Origin of the sequence: Microcoleus sp. S36b_A4 (genome assembly GCF_036700645.1) — a bacterium.
Taxonomy (GTDB): Bacteria; Cyanobacteriota; Cyanobacteriia; order Cyanobacteriales; family Microcoleaceae; genus Microcoleus.
On the sequence record NZ_JAUBPI010000061.1, the window covers coordinates 1 to 23,918 of the forward strand.

Below are 23,918 nucleotides of genomic sequence, written 5' to 3' on the forward strand. Positions count from 1 at the left end.
CTTGCACTTTACTATTGAGCGCGCGATCAAATAACCCAGGCCACGTAACACGCGGGCGATATATTCAGCAAGCCCTATTTAATTCTCATTCCTAACATGAGATCCACGCTTGATAAGCGGGCATAGGCCTCCGTGGGCATAGGCCTCCGTGGGCATAGGGCATACCTCACCAAGATTGAGAACTGCTGTAATTTTTTTTGAACTATAGCAAGCGCGCCCGACGTTTATGACCCAGATGTGGCAGTATTTTCAATCAGCTTTTTATGGGCGGCGTCGCAGAAACGGCCCACAAGAATTATTTTTTATTATGGAATAGGCCCGAAACCCTGTTGCCGACATTGCTGAAATCCTTGCCGAAGATTGCTTCTGATATCTTTTCCGGTTGAGTGGGAATGATAAAGTCAAGGTCAATAATTCCACATTCCCCCACTCCCCACTCCTCATCATTCCAGTGTTACCGGAATTCATATAACTTCTCTCCTGGGTAACTCAAACCTTCTTCCTTCTTCCTTCTGCTATATTTTGCGAGGTTTGGACTCGCTAAGCAGTTTGGCAACAGCAAGCAAGATGAATTATCATACAATGGTCAAAATGTTAAAAAATGTAAATATACTAATGGGGGTGTGTCGGAATTTTCAACAGAATTAAAAAGTGGACAGCAGGACACCCTTACTGTTGCATGCACGATCGGGACTTTAAAATTATTTTATGACAACTTCAAGATTTGATTTTCAAGACTTGAAACGCCGCTTTGGGCGGATTTCGCGGGTGCAGACGGCAACGCTAGTCGTGTTGGGGGCGGTTGCTTTCGCAGGTGCGATCTCCGCAGCCTGGTTTGGAAGTGAAGGTACAGTCAGCGGTATTTTTGCCACAATCAACACTTGGCAGCAAAACCCGCCTGTGTGGCTGCAAGTGCCTGCTACGAGCAAGATGTATTTGTTAGTGCCGACGATCGCACTTGTCTCCGTTGCTTTAGCTGCAATTAAAATTTCGCCTCAACCGCAGAAATGGTCACGCGCTGTGGTAGTTGCAATTGTTCTGGCTTTAACCATTCGCTACGTTTTATGGCGATCGCTCGCTACTCTAAATTTAAACGATCCCCTCAACGGTATCTTTAGTTTGGGGCTATTTTTCCTAGAAATGTTACTGGTTTTCAACACCAGTATTCAACTGTATTTAATGCTGAGAATCAAAGACAGGCGTCGAGAAGCCGATCGCATGGCAGTTGCAGTTGAAGCTGGAAACTTCACCCCGCCAGTAGATATTTTTATCCCAACCTACAATGAACCGGCTTTTATTTTACGGCGCAGTGTAATCGGCTGTCAAGCATTAGATTATCCCAACAAAAAAGTATATTTGCTTGACGATACTAAGCGGTCTGAAATCAAGTTGCTGGCCAAAGAACTGGGATGCGAGTATATAACCAGACCCGATAATATTCACGCCAAAGCTGGAAACATTAATCATGCCACAGCCATTACAAATGGAGAACTAATTGTAGTTTTCGATGCGGATTTTATTCCCACTAAAAACTTTTTAACTCGCACAGTTGGATTTTTTCAAAATCCCGAAATCGCCCTCGTTCAAACACCGCAAAGCTTTTACAATCACGACCCCATCTCTCGTAATTTAGGTTTAGAAAATGTGCTGGCGCCGGAAGAAGAAATCTTTTATCGGCAAATTGAAATCATCAAAGACAGCGCCGACAGCGTGGTTTGTTGCGGTACATCTTTTGTTGTGAGGCGGAGTGCTTTAGAAGCAGCGGGAGGCTTGGTCACAGATTCAATCTGCGAAGATTATTTTACCGGAATTCGGCTGTCAGCAACCGGATATCGGTTAGTTTATTTAGATGAAAAATTGAGTGCTGGTTTGGCGGCTGAAAATATAGAAGCTCATCTAAATCAAAGACTACGCTGGGCGCGAGGCACGCTTCAGGCATTTTTTATTGATTCCAATCCTTTAACAATTCGCGGTCTCACATTCGTACAAAGGCTATCTCATTTGGAAGGATTACTGCATTGGTTTACCAGTTTAACCAAGGTTTTATATCTGTTAATACCTTTAGCTTATTCATTTTTCGGCATCATTCCTTTGCGGGCAAGTGCGCGGGAATTGCTGTACTTTTTCCTGCCTTACTATTTGGTGCAACTTACTGTGTTTTCTTGGCTGAACCGCAGATCTGGATCGGCTTTGCTTTCCGATGTTTATTCGTTCGTCCAGTGTATTCCTTTAGCGGTGACGGTGGTGAGTTCCATGCTGAATCCCTTTGGGAAAGGGTTTCAGGTGACACCAAAAGGAATGGCGAGCGATCGCTTTCGTTTTAACTGGAATTTGGGATGGCCTTTGATTGTCTTGTTCGCAGCTACAGCAGTCAGTTTGTGGCACAATTTGAACATTAATTTAGTTAGAAATGTGGCCACCTTACACTCAATATCAGAAAGTGCACATTTGTCAAAAGGAATGAGTTTGGGATGGATTTGGAGCGCTTACAACCTGCTGATGATCGGGATTGCATTACTGATTTTGGTGGATATTCCTAAGCCGGACATTTACGAATGGTTCAATTTACGCAGGGTTGTACAATTAAATATTGGCGGTAAAAGTTTTTGGGGTATAACCACTGTAATTTCGGAAAGTGGCGCGGAAGTTGCTTTGACGCAGTGGCCAAGTTTTGCGGTGAAAAATAAAGGCAGTAAAGAAAGTTTTACAGCAGCAGAGATTTCGCAAAAATATGCCTTTGAGACAAGTTTATCCCAGGGTAAAATGAAACCACTCTCTCGCAGTGTGACAGTCAAACCAAGAAGATCGGTAGCGCCGTCTGTTGTTGAGTTGGGCACAGAGCGTGGTTTAGCCAAAGGTTTAATTGATTGCGATTCTGCGACTCTGGAAATCATGGAAGAGAACTGTTTTATTCCTGTGGCTAAGATGGAGTTGGTGAGCGATAAATCTCAGTTGGAGTCAAGTTTTTGGGATGGAAAAGAGTGCAGTTCTGTGGAATTTCCCACTGTGCGAATTGCGTTCGATCGCCTGAACATTAGCCAGCACCGATGTTTGATCGAAATGCTGTACTGTCGGCCGGGCCAGTGGCAGCGCCAGGAAACTCCCGGAGAATGCCGAGCGCTGTGGCTATTGTTGAGAATTGCTTTGAAACCGAGGGCTGTTTTTGAGAGGAATAGGTCAGTTAGACCGATCGCTGTTTCGCAACTTTAGCCATATCTCGCTGTTATATCCTGATTAAAACATCACAGTATGAATATTGGGGTAACATAAAGTTAGTTATTTTTCTCTAAATTACCCAATCCATGAAACTTAACTCATCTTTGTTTTATAAAGCGGTTTTGGTGGCAAATTTGCTCCTAGCATCTGTCACTGGTGTGAGTGTCGGTGTTCAAGCAGAAACCAAAAACCATCCTGAGAATTATCGCTCTAAATGCAGTTTTTACGGACAGAATCACCGACAAGCACAAACAATAGGCCGTTCAGTCAAGCAGAATCCCAACAAAATTACAATTGTCTGGGATGATGGGTTCACAACTAATCTAAAGTTTTCAAAAGATGGTGTTTGGGAATCAATGCCATCTCGATCGAAAGCAGGAATATAGCAGTTACGCATTAACAGAATAACAAAATAGTGAATTGATAAATATATGTCGTCTACTTTCTAGGTATCGGACAATCAGAGAAATCACGCTTACCCTCCACAGCGCAATGAAATCTAGACCTATACACCTTATTTTTACTGTCAGAGCCAAAGTTTGGAGGTTGTAGCAGGTTATCAGAAATATTGGGAGACGTTTCACATTCAGGGTGTGAATCGCTTTTGATTGAGAGAGCGATATAAACCGAAAGATTTATTCAATATAATAGAGAAAATTATTAACTTGATAGGAGGAATACTAAGTGTAGACGATACTGTTATAGAAAAGATTTACAGCGACCCGAAAAATGCCGAGTTAATCAGTTATTTTTGGTCAGGAAAAGCGCATAAAACAATTATTGGCTTAAATTTAATTACTCTATATTACAGCGATATTAATAGTAATTCAGTGCCAATAAATTACAGAATATATGATAAAAAGGAGGGGAAAACAAAAAACGATTATTTGAGAGAGATGATAAGTGAAATAATAAGCTGGGGAGTCAAGCCAAGAATAGTGACAGGAGACAGTTGGTATTCAGGAGTAGAAAACTTAAAATTTCTAAAAAACAAGAAATTGGGTTTTCTATTCGGAATGGAAAAAAACAGAACTGTCTCAAATGAGCCGCATAAGTATTGCCAAGTAAGGAATCTGGTAATTCCAGAGTCAGGATTGAGAACTCATCTGAAAGAATTTGGATTTGTCAAGTTGTTTAGGAAAGACTTTAAAAAAGAAGACTCTAGACATTCTATCTTGTATCTTCCCGATGAGGAAAAAATTAAAAATATAACTAGAAATGAATTTATGATAATTCATGATACTCATTGGGGAATTGAAACCTTTCATTGAGCCATAAAACAAGTCTGTGGAATTTGTCGGTTCATGGCTAGAGATACTCACGCAATCAAGACTCACATCTTTTGTTCCCTTCAAGCTTTTGTTAGGCTGGAGTTTATGCGCGTTGAAAAAATAATTACCAATTGGTATGAAGTACAACGGAATCTATTTACTTTAGTTGTAAGTGAGCATATTTTTGCTAATCTTAATAGTAATGGCACGATCGGCAACTTATAGATAAGGTTTTTTGTCAATGCGTAACTCCTAGAGTCATAATAAATTATTTAATATGCTGCGTGATTACACAATCATTCTGCCTATTCAGGACGGCGAATGTCTGAGGGGTGAAACCCTCAGACATTCGCCCACAGCCTCAAAAAATCCACACTACACTGTGCTAAATTCATTAAAAACTATGAACCCTAGTCTAGGAATAAACATCGCCGGCTACATTAACGGCGAATTTGGTATAGGAGAAGGTGTCAGAGCTAATATCAGGGCTGCAGAAGCCGCCGGGATTCCCTTCGCCATAAACAATTTTACCCGCAGTCCTCACCGCAAACAAGACACTACATATCAAAACTTTAGCCAAGACAATCCCCATCCCGTAAACTTAATTCAAGTCAACGCCGATCAAGTTGCAGCCTTTATCAAACATACAGGTTCCACCTATTTTGAAAACAAATACAATATCGGCTTTTGGGCCTGGGAACTTCCCGCATTTCCCCCAGAATGGCAGCCAGCATTTAATCACTTTCACGAAATATGGACTTACAGCAACTATTGCGCCGAGGCAATTTCTGCACTTGCGCCAATTCCCGTCATCAAAATCATGCCCAGTATTGCTCTTCCCGCACCTTCCCTGAACAGAGAAGCACTGAATTTACCGAAAAATAAATTTATTTTCTTGTTTGTATTCGACTTTTCCAGTCGCATTGAGCGCAAAAATACTTTAGCGACAATTCAAGCATTTAAACAAGCTTTTGGCGAAGATGACCGCCTCTTGTTGATTATCAAATCTTCTAATTCAAACAAACACTTAGAGGAGCAAAAATTATTAAAATCGGCCATAGCTAATTCTTCAAATATCAAACATCTAGACGGGTATTTGTCCAAAAATAAACTTAACGGTTTGCTGTATAATTGCGACTGTTATGTATCCCTGCACCGCTGCGAAGGGTTTGGCTTAACAATGGCTGAAGCCATGTTTTACGGGAAACCCGTAATTGCCACCGGCTATTCATCAAATACAGAATTTATGAATGTCGGCAATAGCTATTTAGTCAAGTATAAGTTAATCCCAATTGAGCAAGATTGCGGGCCTTACAAAAAAGGCAATGTTTGGGCCGAAGCGGATGTGGAACACGCTGCTGATTTAATGCGGTACGTTTTTAACAATCACCGGGAAGCTCAACAAGTGGGAGCGATAGCCGCTGAGGAAATTAAGACTTTACTCAACCCGCAAGTTACTGGTAATAAAATTAGAAAACGTCTCGAATATATTGCCGAGATTACCGATAACTTTCAAAGCATACTTTTGTCAGGAACATCCAAAGCGAAGTCTGCCAAAATTAGGGCTAACTTGCCACAATCAAAGCAACAAAGTCAATCAAAAGGAGAGCTGCCAAACGAGCAGCCGAAGGTTAGCATTTGCATTCCGACATACAACGGAGAAGCATTTATTGGGGAAGCAATTCAAAGTGCTTTGGCCCAAACATACCCTAACATAGAACTGATCATATCCGATGACGGCTCCACAGACCGCACAATTGCGATCGCCCAATCATTCCAATTACAAACCTCAGTCGATTTCCGCATCGTACTGCACCGCAACTACGGTTTATCACAAAACTGGAATTTTTGCATCTCTCAAGCAAAAGGTCAATACATTAAATTTCTCTTTCAAGACGACTTGCTCGCACCAGAATGTATTGAAAAAATGGTCGCACTCGCCCAAGAAAATCCCAAAATAGGTATGGTTTTCTCCCCGCGTGGCATCACCATAGCTGAAGATGAATCTAACCCGATTTTGCGGAGAGCTTCCCAATCAATTAAAGATTTGCATAAAAGCTGGTCGAATTTAAAATCTATTCAGCTAGGAAAAGAATTACTGGCAGATACTAACTGCTTGAGCAACCCCATAAACAAAATTGGCGAACCGAGTACCGTCTTAATTGCCGCGCGAATCTTTGAAGAAATAGGATTATTTGATTCGGGATTATCTCAGTATGTAGACTTAGATATGTGGTGGCGAATCATGGGAAACTATCACATCGGATTTGTAGATGAAAAACTGTCCTCACTGCGGATTCATCCCGAACAACAAACTTGGAAAAACTTCGCGGCTGGGGAAAATCATAAGGATGTAGTAAGATTTTACAAAAAACTACTAAATAGTCCTGATTACAGTTTCCTGGATCAACAAATCAAACAGACAATCCGCCATAAGTTGGCATTGAGAACCCAGCCGAGTTTATCGGAATTGTCACCACTCCTTGATCAATACAATAAATTTCCCTCAAAACAGCCTCTTCTCGCGCTGCGCCCATACCGCCAGCAGCTAGCTGAATATTGGCTGAATTTGCCAGCGGAAAAATTAGAAACTGCTTACTCGAAAGACATGGGTAAAGCTCATAAATTGCTACGAGATAGCGCCCTCAAAAATGAAAGTTTAACTGAGTCAGAACAAAGTTTTGTTCAGCAGTTATCATCGAAACTTGCTGAAGGAGGAGAAATTGCCGAGAAGATGCAATATCTCCTCGCAGCGATGCTGTACCGCGACGCTTATCAGTTGCCACTTGAATATAACAATGCAGCGATTCCCAAGTGGTTTTTTGACGATTTTCTGAAATTTATATTTCAGTCTCCCGGTTATTTTAAACAAAACTGGGAAGTAGAAAGGTACTCTGAATATTTCCAGCAGTTAATCAATTACGTCGCTGCTAATATCGCCAGTTTTCCCAATTCAGAAGTTTGGCGTTATTTGGCGACTTTTATTGCGAAAAATGTTAGATTCCAAACTTTGTATTTGAGCGAGGTCAATCTGCTCAATATATTGAGTCAGCGAGCTGATATTGTGGAATTTTATTTAAAAAATATCGGCTGTCAAATAGAATGGAATTTTCCTCAGAAAGAACCTGAAAGAACTAAAATCCGAGTTGGCTTTTTGCTGGATAAAATTAGTGATGAATCCGAGACTCGTGCAGCAATTCCGAGTTTTGAATATTTAGACAGAAGCAAGTTTGAAATTATCGTGTACTATTTCCAGGTACAAGACGAGCGACTGGGGAAATATTGCGAAAATTGCGCCGACAAACTGGTGCAACTGTCAGAAGATTTGCCCAATCAAGTTCGAGAAATGCGATCGCACGATTTAGATATTCTGCTAATCTGCACCAATACTACCGACACTTCTCAACCAAGCGCCCTTCTGTGCCTGCACCGACTAGCGCGGGTGCAAATAGCTACCGGTGCATCAAACCCCGCAACCACCGGAAGCCGAAATATCGATTATTTCATTGCTGGGGATTTGACATTGCCCGCAGGTGCAGCAGCAGAGTATCGCGAAAAATTAATTACTTTAAAAGGGTCGGGAGTTTGTTTAAGCTATACTGTAGGATCAGCACCTGCCACAGTTGAACCGACTCGCAGGAGTTGGGGAGCCACTGAGGAATCTGTAGTGTTCATGTCCGGCGCTCCAGCTTTGACAATTATCCCAGAATTGAGAGAAACTTGGGCAAAAATTATTGCTGCCGTACCGAATTCTATTTTAGTTTTGTATCCCTTTAGTTCCCGCAATGGAAACTATCCGACGGTGCCTTTTTACAACCAAATTCGATCGCTCTTTGCCGAATTTGGGATTGACAAAAAGCGCTTAGTTGTGATCAAGGCGCTGCCATCTCGCACCGATTGCATAAAATGTCTGGAATTGGCTGATATATATTTAGACTCCTATCCATACAGCAGTGGCTGCTCCTTAGCAGAACCCCTGTTGGTGGGGTTGCCTGTAGTGGTAAGAAAAGGGCAAACAACTCGATCGCGACAATCAGCCGCCGTGCTCGAAGAACTGCTACTTCCGGAACTGGTAGCAGACAGCGAGAACTCTTATTTAGATCTGAGCACAGCACTGGGAACCAACCCAGAACTGCGCCGCCACTACCGCGAGCGAATCCAGCAAAAAATGGCGGCAAACCCCAAATATCTCGACATTCGCGCTTGCTCGACCCAACTCGAAACACTCTTTGAAAGACTATTCCGAGAGTGAAGGAAGAAGGAAGTTCAGCAACTAAGCAGTGTACGGGATTTAACGGATAGATGTTGAGGGAAGATTTTCCCACTCTCCCACTCTCGCATCCCGTTACCATTCTGAGCCCCGCGGGGAACCCCTCGCTAGGCAGAGCGTCAAGAAATAGACGGCAATAGCGCTAGCCCACTGACGGTCTGCTATCATCGGGAAATCGAGGGGTTAGTGGTTGTCGCTCTTTTCCTGCCACAGCTAAATTAAAAGGGGAAGCGCAAGTCAGTTGGAGATAAAAAAATGACAGGACTTTTTCAAATAGGCGATAAATTACTGCAAGCTCAGGATATGCCATCGCTCCTGAAGCGGTATCAGTTGATGCCACAATTCTTGCGGGGTGTAATAGTAGACCAAGCGATCGCATCCTTTAGTTGCAGCGACGAAGAACGCCAATCCGCCGTCCTTGACTTTCTGGCACAACACCAACTGACAGCCCCGGAAGCCAAAGAAGCTTGGCTGCGCGGTCAAAATATGACGGAAGAAGAACTTCAAGAGATGGCCGTTAGGCCCTTGCTGATCGAAAAATTTAAGCAAGCCACTTGGAGACCTAAAGTAGATAATTATTTTTTAACCCGCAAAGCCAGCCTAGACCACGTAGTCTATTCCCTGGTACGCACCAAAAATCCAGCACTGGCAAACGAACTTTACTTTCGCATTCTCGAAGGGGAACAAACCTTTGCTGAAGTGGCCCGCGACTATTCCGAAGGGCCCGAGTCCAAGTCAGGCGGCTTGTTGGGCCCAGTACCCCTCTCGCAGCCCCACCCGGCAATCAGCAAACTTTTGTCCGTCAGCCAGCCAAATCAACTCTGGACGCCGCGTCCTCTGGCAGAATGGATGGTAATTATTCGACTAGAAAAGTTCATGCCGGCCCAGCTCGATGAATCGATGCGGCTGCACTTGATTAACGAACTCTTTGAAAGCTGGCTCGCCGAACAGATATCGCAAATAGGCCCGCTACAGCCCCTCTCCTCCGTGTCTTCAATATCATGACAATCCAGCAATTGGGTCAGGGGCCCCCGGATTTATCCGTGGAGACTTGAAAAAGCGTAGCATCCTGACAAAAACCCCCTGGATTAATCTGTTGATTCAATCTAAAATCTAAAATCTAAAATCTAAAATTGGATGACTTCTTCCGCTGTTTCCCTCTCCCAAATTCAGGATTTCCTAGCTCAAACACCTCCCTTTGACCGACTGTCAGAGACGGCTCTGACAGCCTTGGTGGCTAAATGCCAACTCCTCGGCTACCGGACGGGGCAACCCCTGTTTGAACGGGAAAAAATGCCGACTCAAGTGGCAATTATCTATCAAGGCCAGGCCCGGCTGCTGGGCTTTGACCAGCGCTCGCAGCGCCACGTAAGTTTACGCTTGGTGCAGTCGAAGGAAATCCTGGGCTGGGCTGGCTTGCTCAGGGGAGTTCCCTGCGAAACGGCGATTGCTTCTACAGATGTGATCGCGATCGTCCTACCTGCTGAAGATTTCCTGAGCGTACTGGAAAAACAGCCGACCTTTGGAGAAGCCTTTCGCGAACACTGTTCCTTGAGCGAAGTATTTGAACTGTTGAGCCTGGAATTGCAGCGCCAAGCCGACGGCACTTCCAATCTCAAGGAACTCACCCTGCAAGCTTGGCAAGACGCGACAGTTGTAAACGTACCAAACGGCAACAAAAAAACTCAAGACATCGCCAAAGAGCTAGATGCCGATCGAATTTGGCTTGTCAGCAGCGGCGTCTTGGGCGACTTTCCCACCGGCAGCCGCTTCTCTGTGGAAAACGCAGCCAAATCCTTAAAAGTAGAAGGCCGCCTCGGCGCCCGCTTGGTAGGCTTCCGGGAACCCCCAGAACCCCAACCCGAAACAGACTCATTAAATGGCTCGACAGATACAGTAGGCCCAGGGCAGAATCCGCCCAACGGAACATCGATCACGGTTATAGACGCCCCCGATCGTCCCCCAGAACCCGCAAGCGGTCAACCAAAGGATGCCGGGAGATACCCAGTTTTCCGCGCCAAAGGGCAGATTGAGGCCCCGCTTGCTTGCTTCCAAATGTTGAGCAAGTATTTCGGCCTCAAGTTTCGTCGAGATATCATCCGCAAAGTTCTAGAAAATCAGTTAAAAACCGCTGGTTCTATCAGTATGCAAGCCTGCGGGGCGATCGCCCAAAGCATCGGCCTCACGCCCCAATTGGCGCAAGTGCCTGCAGAAGCAATCAACCGCATCAAAGCTCCCGTAATGATTAAATGGCAAGATAGCTTTGCCATTATTTACAGCATCACCGAGCAAGAATTGGTGATGGCCACGCCCGAACAGGGGCTGATGCGGAAGCGGATACCTCAGTTTAAAGAAATCTGGGGCGAACAGGGAGAAGTCCTGCTCCTGCAAGCTCCGCAAGTCGAACAAAAAGAGCAGTTCAGCTTCTGGTGGTTTGTGCCGGCGCTGATGGAACACAAGACAGTGTTTTTTGAGGTGTTGCTCGCTTCGTTTTTTGTACAGTTATTTGGTCTTGCCAACCCATTAATCAGCCAAATAATTATTGATAAAGTCTTAGGTCAGCGCAGCATTGACACCTTGGATATTTTGGGAGCATTTCTGTTAGGTGTTGCCCTGTTTGAAGGACTGCTCAACGGTTTGCGTACCTTTTTGTTTATAGATACCTCAAACCGCATCGATGTCAAATTGAGTGCAGAAGTCATCGACCACTTGCTGCGGCTGCCCCAAAATTACTTTGACAATCGGCGCGTGGGAGATCTGGTTTATAAATTCAGCATGATGGGCCAGATTCGGGAATTCATGACGAGCACAGCTCTGACAGTAGTTCTTGATGCGGTATTTTCGGTGGTTTACGTCGCCGTGATGCTCTCCTACAGCGTGCAGCTAACGTTTGTATCTTTGGCAGTGGTACCGATACTGGGGCTGATGATTATTCTAATCAATCCGCTGGTGCTGCGCCTGATCAAACAAAGAAATATGCGTTTTGCTGACTCTCAATCTTATCTAGTGGAAGTAGTCAGCGGGATTCAAACTGTTAAAGCTCAAAATATTGAATTGAAATCCCGCTGGGAGTGGTCGAGCCGCTACGCAAAATACATTACAGCCAGTTTTAAAACAATTATCACGGGAACTGCGGCCGGTACTATTAGCAGCTTTTTAAACCAGGTGGGTAACTTAGCTCAGTTGTGGGTGGGAGCTTATTTGGTACTGGGAAATGAGATTACTTTGGGTCAGTTGATTGCTTTCCGAATTATTTCCGGGAACGTGACTGGTTCGCTGCTGCGTTTTGTGAGCGTCTGGCAGAGTTTCCAAGAAGTCTCGATGTCGATCGATATGCTTAAGGATGTGGTCGATACGCCGACGGAAACCAGCGATGAAGACCGGAGCAATATCCCGCTGCCGGCAATTCAAGGGCAGGTTACCTATGAGGAGGTTTCCTTCCGATTCCTGGAGAGCGGGGCACTGCAATTGGCTAATGTTAATTTGGAATTTCCCGCTGGCAGTTTTGTGGGAATTGTGGGGGGAAGCGGTTCGGGTAAAAGTACGGCGATGAAGCTGTTACAGCGTCTTTATCCGCCGTTGTCGGGCCGGATTTTTATTGACGGCTATGACATTGCCAAGGTGGAATTATATTCGCTCCGCAGCCAACTTGGGGTGGTGCTGCAAGATACTTTGCTGTTTAACTGTACTGTACAGGAAAATATTGCTCTGAGCAATCCCGATGCGAGTACGGATGAGATTGTGCGAGCTGCAAAATTAGCGGTAGCTCACGATTTTATTATGGGCTTGCCTGCTGGCTACAATACGATAGTCGGAGAGCGGGGTTCGTCGCTTTCTGGGGGTCAAAGGCAGCGTTTGGCGATCGCCCGCACGATTTTGCAAAACCCGAAACTGCTGATTTTGGACGAAGCTACAAGCGCCCTCGACTACCATTCAGAGCGCCAAGTTTGTAATAACTTAGCAGAAGCTTTCGCCGGCCGCACGGTATTTTTCATTACTCACCGCCTGACTACCATCCAAAACGCTGATGTAATTATTATGATGGATCAAGGTTCTGTAGTCGAGCGGGGAACTCATAAAGAATTAATGGCTCTTAAAGGGCGTTACTACTGCCTCTTCCAACAACAAGAGTCATCGAATACCTGATCTCTAACAACTCACAACTGATCACTAACGCTTAACAACTGAGAACTAACAAATGGCTATGAAATCGTTAATACTTTCTGAGCAACCAGTCATTCTCGAAAAACCAGCGATTTGGTCGCACTTGTTTTTGTGGATGATCATGCTGATGACCACTTCGGCTGTAGTTTGGGCTTATTTTGCTAGCGTAGAGCAAGCTGTCCCCGCTGTCGGTCAATTGGAACTCAAAGATGGTGCCAGAGACATCCAAGCACCTGCTACGGGCGCTGTGGTGAGACTTCACGTTGAAAATGGCGATCGCGTGGAAAAAAACCAGCCTCTGCTCACTTTCAACCCCCTTGCACCCAGCGCCGATTTAACATCGATACAGAAAACTAAAGAAGCTCTGGAAAAGGAAAATAAATTTTACGAAGATGTTGTCAACGGCAAAATTCAAGGCGCTGTTCCTTCTAACCTAGAATCAACAATCAAGGACAGACAGAGCCTCACGGCACAAAATCAAGTGCTGCAAGCTTTGATTGACGAACTGTACCTCAATCGGGGAGCTAGCGGAAATTTTGATGCTGCTCAGCAAGGACTTTATGTTAATTATCGATCGGAATTTCTGTCTCGCGTCGCTGCAGCTCAAGGCCAAGTTCAGGAGTTGGAAAAACAACTGAAGCAAGCTCAGGATGCTGAGAAAGCCGCCGGCGATCAAATGATAGTGGCACAGCAACAATTGGGTTTTGCCCAAAACCAATTAAATTATGCTCAGCAGCAGTTAGGTTCTTCGCAAGAGCAAGTAAAATCCGCCCTGGCTCAGAGAGATTTGGCCCAAGAACAGTTAGCGAAATCCCAACAAGTATTGAAGTCGAATCAAAACATTCTAGGCAGACTCGCCCCCCTGGTTGAGGAAGGAGCCATCGCTGAACTGCAAAAAGAACGTCAAGAACAAGATGTTTTCAGAGGCCAAAGCGACGTTCTCAAACAGCAAGATCAAATCAAGCAGCGCGAAGGTGAAATCAACTCTCGCAGGGGCGAAATTAACACGCGCCTTGGTGAAATCAATACGCGCCGAGGCGAAATTAACGCGCGTCAAGGTGACATCCAAAAAATTAGTGCTGACATACAGCGCCAGCAAGGAGAGCAAGCGCGCATTCAGGAGTCCATCGCCCGCGCCCAAGAACAGTTAAAAAACACCAAGGATTCCTGGGCAAAAGAACTTTACAGCAAAATTGCTGAAAACGAGAAACAAATTGCCAGCAGCGATTCTCAGCTAAGCCGCTTCAAAGTGGAAAACCTGAAAAAGTTGTCCGAGGTGAACGCTCAGCTAGAAAAGGCTCAACAAAACCGCGACACTCAAGTGATGAAGGCTCCGGTATCGGGGGTAATCTTTGATTTGAAGCCTTCTACGAAGGAGAAAGCTAAGTTGGATATGGCGAAAGATCCCATATGCCAATCCATTATTAATACGGTGCTGAAACCGGGCGAACCGCGCCCAGCACGCTGCGAAGAAGCTTATTACGAAGCGCAGCAAACTGAAAAGCTGCTCAAAGTTTTGGATGACGACAACGGTCTGCAAGGAGTAGTTTACCTGGAAAACAGCAATGTGGCTCTGGTATTGGATGCTTTGAGACAGAAGCGGGCAAAATTGGAGCAGTATCACGGCAAGCAATTAGACGGAGAAAAGATTGACTGCGAAATAGGTAAAAGTTGCGTTTGTCCAGAGAAGGAAGTTAACAGAGAGAAACTGGGTTTGACGAAATACCAATGCGTGCCTGTGGAAGTGAATGTAGAAGCTTTCCCGGCGATGGAGTTTGGTACTGCTGAGGGTGAAGTGATAGAGATTAGCAGCGATGCTGAGCCTCCTACTGAACTGCGGAAATACTATGCTTTCAAAACCATAATTAAGCTCAAAAATCAGAAGTTTGTTTTGAACAAGGGCAAGGCAAATGAAGTGGAGGTTAACTTGCAGTCGGGAATGTCCGTGAGTTCTAATATCAATATTGGCAAGCGGACTGTTTTGCAGATGTTTATCAACCGATTTACTGGGAAAATGGATACCTTCAAGACTATTAAGTAATTCGGTTAACCGAATTGAACGCGAGGCTTTTAGGCTGTTCGGAAACCCGGTTTCTTGAAGAAACCGGGTTTCTATGTGTTATGTTTTTCAACTTGTTTGTAGTAAGGAATGCAAGTCCCGGCTCAAACTATGAGGAGTGAAGTCTTCACTACAAACTTGATAAAAATTATTTAACAGGGTTTGATATAAAATGGTGATGGCAATCGGTGCGATCGCACTTTCATGAAAAAAATCATCTTATTTACTTTATATCTAATTCCTGTTGTCCTGTTAATCGGATTTGTAGCGAATTTTAGCGTTAACGTTCCCGTTGATGACGAGTGGAGGTTAGCTAGCCTTTTTGAGAAAATAGCTCAGGGAAATGTAACTTTTAACGATTTTTGGGCTTTGCACAGCAACCACCGCATACTTTTTCCGAAAATAATTATTGCGGTGCTGGCTTTTGCTTCCCGATGGAATATTAATTATCAGTTGTGTCTCAGCATAGGTTTGGCTGCGATAACTTTTATTGCTATGTACAAGTTATCCTCGATGCAAGTTAAGAATGTAGGGGATGATTTGTGGCATTTAGCTAATATTTTAACTTGTATTTTGATTTTCTCGCTAGTTCAGCACGAAAACTGGCTTTGGGGATTTCAATTAGCTTGGTTTTTTGTGAATTTATGTTTTGTAGCTGCGGTTTATGCGCTGGTTTCACATCACAAATTATTGCCTAATATTAGAATCTCTATTGCTGCTGTATTCTGCTTTTTTGCGAGTTTTTCGCTCGCTCAAGGCTTGCTGTCTTGGTTGGCGGCGATTCCGGCTGTGGTGGCTTTGGAAAGAAATGCAGCGCAGAAACGAAAAAGACTTATTGTCTGGATGTTGCTCTTTGTGGCAACTTGTGCTGTTTACTCAATAGATTATCATCCGAGTCGGAAAGCAAGTATTATTTCATTGTTGAATAAGCCGTTTGTGGTGATTGATTACTTTTTAAGTTTGCTGGGTTCGCCAATTGTGCGATCGCATGGAATCTCGGCATTGGTAGGATGGCTAATATTTGCAAGCTTTGTATTTTTTGTAGTTTATTTTGGGAAAAAGATTGTATCAAGTTCGGCAGATTCATCTGTGAGTGCTGACTCAGAAAAGCAATTTCAACTCCCGGCGATTCCTTCCTCCCTCGCAATGACAGATAGGAATGATATTGGTGAGAATTATGAGGCTTTACCTTGGCTGTCAATAGGTTTGTTTTCGGTTTTATCGGCTCTGTTTATTACGGCTGGTAGGGCTGAATTTGGGGCAATACAGGCGATCGAATCGTCTAGATATACGACTAATTCAATTTTGCTCTTAATTGCTGTGGTTCAGCTATGGCAATTGTTTGTCCCAGGTAATGATCCCAAAACAAAAGCAACGTTAAAACCTAACTATAAATTTATTTATCGGGTAGTAGCAGGGCTGTTAATTGCTACAATTATTGTTAACTCTCAACTGGCGATCGCCAAAACTAGATCCGCAATTATTTACAAACAAGGCGCTCAAGATTGTTTGCAGTTAATTAACTATCTGGAACCATCTGATTTTTTCAATAATTCACCGGAAAGCTGTGTGAGGGTGCTGAGCAAAAAAACTTGGCTGGTGAGAGAAGGCGCTGCAATTATCGAAAAAATAGGTTGGCTTAAGTTCGCGAAAAATGTAGAGTTTATTTCTAATACGGAGAAAGTTTACGGTTATTTAGACAAACCTCAAACTAGCGATAAATCCTTGACTGTTAAGCAAAATGATGCTATCAAGGCTGCTGGTTGGGCGGTTTTGCCAGAAAAATTGCAACAGCCGAATATTGTACTGCTATCTGTCGGCGATAAACAATCTTTTTTTGCTAACGCTTATGTAAATTTGGACAGTCCCGACATTGCTAAGAGTTTAAAATCTGAGTTGTACAACAATGCAAGGTGGGCTGTTGATTTGTCGGATAATAATTTGCCGATCGCCCAAACGGAAATTAAAGCTTGGGTGTATAATCCTGTTGACAACAAGTTTGTCCAGTTGCGCGGAGGATGAGGAGTGAAAATTTCTGTGATTATACCAGCCCACAATGAGGAGGGCTGTTTGTACGGTACTGTGCGGGCGCTCGCCCAGACGCTCGATTTAGAAGGCATTCCGCACGAAATTTTGATAGTGAATGACAACAGTGTCGATCGAACTATTGATATTTGCCAGGAGTTGTCAGAGACTTTTCCCACAGTTAGATACATCAACAATCAACCTCCCAACGGTTTCGGATTTGCTGTGCGCCGGGGATTGGCGGAATTTGACGGAGATGCTGCAGCAATTGTGATGGCGGATGCTTCCGACGATCCGATGGATTTGGTAGCAGGATACCGCAAGCTACAAGAAGGATATGATTGCGTTTTTGGTTCCCGCTTTATCAAAGGTGGCTTTGTGGTGGATTATCCACTTCACAAGTTAGCAATTAACCGCTTAGCAAACTGGTTTGTCAAAAGTATTTTCGGCTTGCGGTACAGCGATGTCACCAATGCTTTTAAAATTTACCGAAGAGAAGCAATTGAAGGCGTACAACCGATTTTGAGCCATCATTTTAATTTGACAGTCGAACTGCCTTTAAAAGCAATCGTTCGGGGTTTTTCCTATACGGTGATTCCTCTGAGGTGGTACAACCGGACTGCTGGTATTTCTAAGCTGAAAATCAAAGAGATGGGCAGTCGATATTTGTTTATTGTCTTGTATGTATGGCTGGAAAAACATCTGTCTCGCGGCGACTACCACCGGACTAGAAAGATAGCAAAATTAAAAGTGAATGCCTGAGAGAATTTTAATTGTTGGTGGTGCCGGTTTCATCGGCAGTTGTTTGGCAATTGGCCTGAAGAAACTGCACCCGGAATGGCAAATAATTTGTTTAGATAACCTGCGTCGCCGCGGCTCGGAATTGAATCTGCCTCGGCTTAAAAGTTGCGGGATTCAGTTTGTTTACGGGGATATTCGCACAGCGGCAGATTTAGATCCAGTTGCACTCAATGCTGACTGCATTATAGATTGTGCTGCGGAGCCTTCTGTACTGGCTGGTTTTAGTTCACCTCAGTACGTTTTGCAGACGAATTTACTGGGCACTGTAAATGTTTTGGAGTTGGCGAGACAAACGGGTGCGAGTTTGCTATTTTTGTCTACCAGTCGGGTTTATCCGATCGCCAGTGTCAAATCGGTTAAGCTGTTAGAGTTGCCAAATAGATTTGCGATCGCCCCTGAGCAAACTTTACCCGGTATATCCGAGTTGGGCATATCAGAAGACTTCCCATTAAAAGGACACCGTTCGCTTTACGGAGCAACTAAATTAGCTTCGGAATTGCTGATTGAGGAATACAGGGAATCATACAATGTACCCGCAATTATTAACCGTTGCGGCTTAATTACTGGTGCTTGGCAAATGGGTAAAGTAGATCAGGGAGTTTGCGGTTTGTGGGTGGCGGCCCACTATTTTCAAAAGTCGCTGAGTTATATCGGTTTTGGCGGCAGCGGGAAGCAGGTTAGGGATTTGCTGCACGTTGAAGATTTGTTGAGGTTAGTTAATTATCAATTAGAACATTTCGCTGAATTTGACGGCGAAGTTTTTAATGTTGGCGGTGGTTTGAGCAACAGTCTTTCTTTGGTTCAGACAACTGATTTGTGCCAAAAGATTACTGGAAAATCGATTTCAATTAATCCTGTTTTGGAGGAACGCGCGGGGGATATTCCGATTTTTATTACTGATTCTTCTAGGGTGATGGAGAAAACAGGATGGCGGCCTGCTATTGGGCCGGAAGCGGCTTTGCAGGATATTTATGATTGGATTGCTGCTAATGAGGTGGTTTTAAGTTCAATTTTGTAGGGATTTTTTAACCGCAGATGCAGGGGGATGTTGTGTGCAATTTGGTAATAAAAATATTTCCCTGCGGTAAGAAAACGGCTTTTGGAGTGCCCGGTATTAGGACACGGCAGTGCCGTTTCCTACATAAATTTATACATAAACCTATTTTTTCAATCGGACTAGATCGAATTATATCTCAATTGTTGTCCGATTAAAACATGAGGAATGACCGCTCGCAGATATTAAACGCCATTCAGCATTCATCCCCAAACTTCTGTCAAATCTAAGACGAATCCAGGCAACACATTTTCACCGGATAAACTAATAGGATTTTCCAAGACTTCTACATCTTGATTTAGCCTGTAAATCTCCACCTTTTTGTTTTTCCGATCTATCAACCAACCCAAACGAGCGCCATTGTTTATATACTCTTTCATCTTGGCTCGCAGCGGTTCCATATTGTCAGTTTTAGAACGGAGTTCTACCACAAAATCAGGACACAAGGGAATAAAACTTTCTTTTTGTTTTGGGGTGAGCTTATCCCACCTTTCTTGACGCACCCAAGCAGCATCGGGAGAGCGATCTGCTCCGTTGGGCAAGTGAAAACCAGTAGAAGAGTTAAACGCTTTACCTAGTTTAGTTTGACGGTTCCACAACCAAAGTTGTCCTTCTATATCGAGATTTCTATATCCTGTTTCGCCTCCGGTTGGTGGATTCACGATTAACTCTCCTTGTGCTGTTCTTTCTAATTGTAATTCTCGGTTGGCGATCGCCAATTCAACGAATTGCTCGTGGGTAACGGTAAGTATTAGTGTCGGCGGAATATTCACAGCAATGGCGCGGGATGTTTGTGTCATCATTTTTTTCCTAAAATTGATGCTTTTTTAGCAAATTTATCCTGATTTTGCCCAGCCCAAACTGCAGGAATACTTGCAATTTTTATTATAACAATTGAAATGATCTAGGGGCGGCGATCGCTTTCCCCGACCATTAATTGTTTGGTTTCGATGCTTTGACAAACATTTGCCCTCCCAAAAACCGCCACAACAAAGGCAATTTTAAGTAAATTTTTAACAGCAAAGGCGAGGCCGGTCTGCCTTTGGTCGAAAATGGTAAAAATCTCGGTATAATTAAGTCGATTTCAAAGCCGACGGTTTGTAAAAGTTCTTGCAGCGATAAGTGGGTAATTGGTAATTGATGGTCGATAAAGTCGTAATACTCTTGGAAAGAATATTTAAAATTTGGTTGGACAACTAAGAGAGAACCCCCTGGCTTAAGCGCCTCAAAGCAAAATAAAATAATTTGGATGAGTTCTTCTTTATTGCGGAGATGTTCAAAAAAGTTAGAGATAAATATACGGTCAAATTGTTCGCCAAAAGCTGGTTGATCATCAAAGCTTAAAACATCAATGTTCAGCACTTTTACATCAGGATTGGCAAATAACTTGGAATCGGGGTTTAGATCAATCAAACATTTTTTTTTAGCCTGAATTTGATTTATAAACTCGCAGTAACCGCCGCCAATATCTAAAACGGTTGATTCTGGAGGAACATAATCTTGTAAAAATTCGTCAATTAAAACTTTCCATAGTGCCACCTTGGCTTGCAGTTGTCGGGAATCAAATCGATTGGCGTACAATTTTTTGAGATATGCGTCGGCTTTCATAGTAAAATAGCAGAGACTGAGTATGAGTTTATCACTTTCACAGCTAACTATGAATGTTATATCTACCGAAATACCGGAAGTTCTGATCATTGAACCGAAAATTTTCGGAGACGATCGCGGTTTCTTTTTTGAGAGTTTCAATCACAAAGCTTTTGTTGAACAAACAGGCGTTACCGCAGAATTTGTTCAAGACAATCATTCCAAATCTTCTAAAAATGTGCTGCGGGGTTTGCACTACCAAATTCAGCAACCTCAAGGCAAATTGCTGCGGGTAGTTGCGGGAGCAATATTTGATGTAGCGGTGGATATTAGAAAAAGTTCGCCGACTTTTGGGCAGTGGGTTGGCTGTTTAGTGAGTGCAGAAAATAAACGGCAATTTTGGGTGCCGGCGGGATTTGCTCACGGTTTTTTAGTGGTTTCCGAGACGGCTGAAGTTTTGTACAAAACTACAGATTATTACGCACCGGCACACGAGCGGTGTATCCTATGGAATGACCCGGATTTGGCGATCGACTGGCCGCTAGATGGTGCCCAACCAATCTTATCAGCTAAAGACCAAGCGGGACAAACGTTGAAAAAAGCTCAAGTGTTTTGATCATGAAAATTTTACTCGCAGGCGGCAGCGGACAGCTAGCTCAAGAATTGCAGCCGATTTTATTATCTGTGGGAGATGTTATTGCGCTCGATCGCACTCGCCTCGACTTATCCCAACCCGAAAGCATCCGTCAAGCAATGGCTGAAATTCAACCGGATTTAGTCATCAATTCGGGTGCTTACACTGCGGTAGACAAAGCCGAAAGTGAGCCAGAATTAGCATATGCAGTCAACGCTATTGCCCCAGGAATTTTTGCCGAAGAATGCGAAAAACAGGGAGCAAGTTTGATTCACTTTTCTACTGATTATGTATTTGATGGCAGCCACGGTTCTGCTTATCTGGAAACAGATTCTACGAATCCACTGGGAACTTACGGCAAGTCGAAATTAGCAGGCGAGGCAGCAATTCTAAAATCGGGAAACCGACATATTATTATTAGAACCGCGTGGGTTTACGGCAACGGTGGCAAAAGTAATTTTGTCAAAACCATGCTGAGGTTGGGAAAGGAAAGGGAAGAAATTCGAGTAGTAGCCGATCAGATCGGAAGTCCTACTTGGACTGGGGATTTAGGTGCGGCGACTTCACAAATTATTCCTCTCCTTGGGCCAGGAACTTTTGGAACATACCAGTACACTAACAGCGGTGTTTGTAGTTGGTACGATTTTGCGATCGCCATTTTTGAGGAAGCAGCACAACTCGGCCTTCCCCTAAAAGTTCAGCGCGTAATTCCCATCACCACCGCCGAATATCCAACACCCGCAAAACGTCCGGCTTTTTCTGTCCTCTCTACGGTAAAAATATCAGCACTTCTAGGCACGTATCCTCCCCACTGGCGGCAAGGACTCAGACAAATGCTGGCAAGAGAAGTGAAATAAAAAATTGAGGAAGACTCAAAACGCGAGGGCGAGTTTTGTTCATGAGTTACCTGTTATATGCAAAGTTTCTCACCTAAACTCGCCCCTACCAATTAATAAAAATCTCCCTATGTCTGAATTCATGAAAGTCAAGCAACAATATATTTTAATTTCCGCATCAGTTCTCGGAATTCTAATACCAGCATCATATATTTTGTACTTGATATCGCAAGCGGGAGACTTGTCTAATTTTGATTATTGGTGGATGACATGGAATTTTTATTCAGTAGACGGTTTTTCTACAAATCCTTTTAATTGGATATTTCGGGCCAACGAGCATTTTGTCTTGATTCCGGCCATTATTTATGGCTTGAATATAGCTGTAACGCAAGGTTCAAATATTGGTTTGTGTTTAGTTGCCTGGTTTTTGGCGTGGATTCAGTGCCACGTATTAATTGCTCTGCTGCCGTTAAAAATGAGGCGTTTTCCGCTGCAATTTATCTCGCTACTCCTTTGCATTTCTATTTTTAATTTTACTCCGGCGGCGGCTCACAATTGGATGCGGGGATTCAGTGGCGTTCACTGGATAATTGCTAATTTATTTGTGATTTGTTCGATATTTTGTTTGCAATCCTATGTGACAGATTTATTAAAGAAAAGGGAGGCAGAGCCTGGTAACGAGTTGGTAGGGGCGGTGCCCCCGTGCCCGCCCCCGCATTTACAAAATAAGTGGGTAATTGGCAGCATTGTTTTTGGCGTTTTAGGCTGTATTAGTTACAGCACTCCTTTAGGTTTGTGGCCGATATTGTGTACGGCTGCTGTTGTGCTGAGGTTTCCTCGGCAAATAACTTATTTGTATTTCATTGCTTCTATTGGAGTGATTGGCATTTATTTCTTAACTTATAAAACTCCATCTCATCACCCTTCTTTAACAAAAATCAACCCCCTCAAAACTCTCGAATATATTCCCACTTATCTCGGCGGAATATTTAGCGAAAATATTATTGTTGCTTCAATTATTGGTATAATTGGTTTGATTGCAGCGACGGGTTTTGTTGGTTATTGGCTATTTGTAAAAAAGGTCGATCGCCCGGATTGGCTGCCTTGGCTATCAATCCAACTTTACACGCTGCAAACCGCGTTAATGGCCGCGGTTAGCCGATCGGGATTTGGCGTCGAACAAGCCACAGCTTCCCGCTACGCCACACTCCCAGCCTTGTTTTGGATGAGCACAATTGTGCTGACAGTATTGTGGGTGCGCGAGTGGCAGCCAACACCAAGAATCCAAGGGCGTTGGCTGACACCGCTGTTTGCAGTCACCACAGTCGCGATTATTTTAATGTACGGGGTGGGAGGCGAAACTGCAATGGCGATCGCCCGCAGAGCAACCTATCAACCGTTAGTAGCATTATCACTGCAACTAGGCATCACCGACGTAACCCTAATTAAAGACCGCGTAGGCAACAAACCCGCCGCTTATGTCGGCTTAATCGACGCCTTAAAAACTAACAACTTAGTACCATTTAACCGAGACATCAAAAAACACAATTTCTGTGCAGCATTAGACACAAAAATCGACGCAAATTTACTGTCAGCACCCAAAGACGGAGTACCCGGATATTTTGATACAGCCACCAAACTTGCACCAACAGCAGCCAGAGTAATTGGCTGGGTAGGAGACCCCGAAAACAATGTAAAATGTATTGCCATTCTCAACCAAGAAAATGTCGTTCGAGGTTTCGCCATGTCAGGATTTTCGCGCCCAGATTTAGTTAAATTGTTTGGCCATTCCTACGAATTTGCAGCTTGGAGAGGATACATTCAAACATCACCAACAGATAAATTATTGACAGCCTATGCCTCCTTTAAAAACCGCAAAGGTTGGGTAGCCTTGCGAAACTCCCAAGTTATCAATAAAAACTAAAAAACTTCTCTTTCGCCTCATCTGCGACCTCTGCGCCCTCTGCGGTTAATAAAAAAATCTCCTTGACAACACAAATT

Annotated in this window: 14 protein-coding genes and 1 pseudogene; 13 read left to right on the forward strand and 2 right to left on the reverse strand. The window is 43.8% G+C overall.

Annotated features, from left to right (window positions below; translation table 11 throughout):
• The first annotated feature begins 708 nt into the window (after positions 1 to 708).
• The 10 genes and pseudogenes from QUA03_RS18895 (at position 709) to QUA03_RS18940 (ending at position 18,824) form a co-directional block, all read left to right on the forward strand.
• Positions 709 to 3,210 (forward strand): glycosyltransferase family 2 protein, encoded by a 2,502-nt coding sequence (locus QUA03_RS18895; protein ID WP_333213907.1) that lies wholly within the window; start codon positions 709 to 711, stop codon positions 3,208 to 3,210.
• Positions 3,211 to 3,302: 92 nt separating this feature from the next.
• A complete protein-coding gene (locus QUA03_RS18900) occupies positions 3,303 to 3,602 on the forward strand; it encodes a hypothetical protein (RefSeq protein ID WP_333213909.1) in 300 nt (99 codons plus the stop codon).
• Between the two features lie 65 nt (positions 3,603 to 3,667).
• Positions 3,668 to 4,712, forward strand: a pseudogene (locus tag QUA03_RS18905) (IS701 family transposase).
• A 178-nt stretch (positions 4,713 to 4,890) separates the two neighbouring features.
• Positions 4,891 to 8,739 (forward strand): glycosyltransferase, encoded by a 3,849-nt coding sequence (locus QUA03_RS18910; RefSeq protein WP_333213911.1) that lies wholly within the window; start codon positions 4,891 to 4,893, stop codon positions 8,737 to 8,739.
• A 273-nt stretch (positions 8,740 to 9,012) separates the two neighbouring features.
• On the forward strand, positions 9,013 to 9,762 hold the full coding sequence (locus QUA03_RS18915) for a peptidylprolyl isomerase (RefSeq protein WP_333213913.1): 750 nt from the start codon (positions 9,013 to 9,015) through the stop codon (positions 9,760 to 9,762).
• Between the two features lie 132 nt (positions 9,763 to 9,894).
• Positions 9,895 to 12,903, forward strand: a complete 3,009-nt coding sequence (locus tag QUA03_RS18920; protein ID WP_333213914.1) for a peptidase domain-containing ABC transporter — start codon at positions 9,895 to 9,897, stop codon at positions 12,901 to 12,903.
• 58 nt (positions 12,904 to 12,961) lie between these two features.
• Entirely contained in the window at positions 12,962 to 14,962 is a 2,001-nt protein-coding gene (locus QUA03_RS18925) for a chromosome partitioning protein ParA (RefSeq protein WP_333213916.1), read from the forward strand.
• 222 nt (positions 14,963 to 15,184) lie between these two features.
• Positions 15,185 to 17,002 carry a hypothetical protein gene (locus tag QUA03_RS18930; protein WP_333213918.1) on the forward strand — a complete coding sequence of 606 codons (1,818 nt, stop codon included), beginning with the start codon at positions 15,185 to 15,187 and terminating at the stop codon, positions 17,000 to 17,002.
• 3 nt (positions 17,003 to 17,005) lie between these two features.
• Entirely contained in the window at positions 17,006 to 17,767 is a 762-nt protein-coding gene (locus QUA03_RS18935; RefSeq protein ID WP_333213920.1) for a glycosyltransferase family 2 protein, read from the forward strand.
• Positions 17,760 to 18,824 carry an NAD-dependent epimerase/dehydratase family protein gene (locus QUA03_RS18940; protein ID WP_333213922.1) on the forward strand — a complete coding sequence of 355 codons (1,065 nt, stop codon included), beginning with the start codon at positions 17,760 to 17,762 and terminating at the stop codon, positions 18,822 to 18,824. The genes QUA03_RS18935 and QUA03_RS18940 overlap by 8 nt, the downstream gene beginning before the upstream one ends.
• A gap of 239 nt (positions 18,825 to 19,063) precedes the next feature.
• Here the strand turns inward: QUA03_RS18940 and QUA03_RS18945 are convergent, their stop codons facing one another.
• Positions 19,064 to 19,660: a Uma2 family endonuclease gene (locus tag QUA03_RS18945; RefSeq protein WP_445304863.1), complete on the reverse strand. Its 597-nt coding sequence runs from the start codon at positions 19,658 to 19,660 to the stop codon at positions 19,064 to 19,066.
• 133 nt (positions 19,661 to 19,793) lie between these two features.
• Entirely contained in the window at positions 19,794 to 20,468 is a 675-nt protein-coding gene (locus QUA03_RS18950; RefSeq protein ID WP_333213926.1) for a methyltransferase domain-containing protein, read from the reverse strand.
• Positions 20,469 to 20,517: 49 nt separating this feature from the next.
• On the opposite strand from QUA03_RS18950, the gene rfbC reads away from it, so the two are divergent.
• The 3 genes from rfbC to QUA03_RS18965 all read left to right on the forward strand — a co-directional run bounded on the left by rfbC (position 20,518) and on the right by QUA03_RS18965 (position 23,841).
• The gene (gene rfbC, locus QUA03_RS18955) at positions 20,518 to 21,063 is read left to right on the forward strand and encodes a dTDP-4-dehydrorhamnose 3,5-epimerase (protein WP_333213928.1); all 546 of its coding nucleotides are present in this window, start codon (positions 20,518 to 20,520) and stop codon (positions 21,061 to 21,063) included.
• 2 nt (positions 21,064 to 21,065) lie between these two features.
• Positions 21,066 to 21,938: a dTDP-4-dehydrorhamnose reductase gene (rfbD, locus tag QUA03_RS18960; RefSeq protein WP_333213930.1), complete on the forward strand. Its 873-nt coding sequence runs from the start codon at positions 21,066 to 21,068 to the stop codon at positions 21,936 to 21,938.
• Between the two features lie 109 nt (positions 21,939 to 22,047).
• Complete coding sequence (locus tag QUA03_RS18965) at positions 22,048 to 23,841, forward strand: hypothetical protein (protein WP_333213932.1); 1,794 nt, start codon at positions 22,048 to 22,050, stop codon at positions 23,839 to 23,841.
• The last annotated feature ends 77 nt before the right edge of the window (positions 23,842 to 23,918 follow it).